The sequence below is a fragment of the Streptomyces sp. NTH33 genome, from assembly GCF_003236365.1.
Lineage (GTDB): Bacteria > Actinomycetota > Actinomycetes > Streptomycetales > Streptomycetaceae > Streptomyces.
Window position 1 is genome coordinate 1 of the sequence record NZ_POTZ01001083.1, and the last position, 581, is coordinate 581.

The window sequence follows — 581 nt, forward strand, 5'->3', positions numbered from 1 at the left end:
CCGCCCGTCCAAGGCCGCCCGCACCCCGGACCGGCTGCCCCCGATCACGGTTGTCGGCCTGCTGATCCCGCTGGTCGTGGGCCTGCTCGTATGGTCCCTGTGGCGGCAGGGCGCCTTTCCCTACCAGTGGGCGCCGCTGAAGCTGTTCACGCCGGACGACTGGTGGTGGGGCGGAACCGTCTCCCCGAAGGGAACGCAGGGCCGCGAGGCCATGGTGGTCTACGACGGCGTGTTCTTCGCCGTGCTCGTCTACGCCGTCGGCCGGCTCGGCAGCTGGCCCGACGTCGTACGGCACCTCGTGGGCCGCCGCCCGCAGCCCGCCCGGGCCCTGTTCGCCGCGGCCGGCGCCCTGATCGCACTGAGCCTGGTGTTCCCCGGCGCCTTCCCGGTCGTCGGCTGGGACCCCCTGCCGGTCGTCGACCCCGTGTTCTCCCTGGTCGTGCTCGTCTCCGGCGGCTACGGCCTGTTCGCCTCCCAGCTGTTCACCAACACGCTGTACGCGCTCATCGCCCTGCTGGTCGTCTGGCCGTTCGCCCGCCTCGGCGGCTGGTGGACGTACGCCGGGGAACTCGCCGCCCGCC

Annotated in this window: 1 pseudogene; it reads left to right on the forward strand. The window is 73.3% G+C overall.

The window, feature by feature from the left end:
* A pseudogene (locus C1I97_RS38580) lies at nucleotides 1-581 on the forward strand (ATP/GTP-binding protein); the annotation flags it as partial.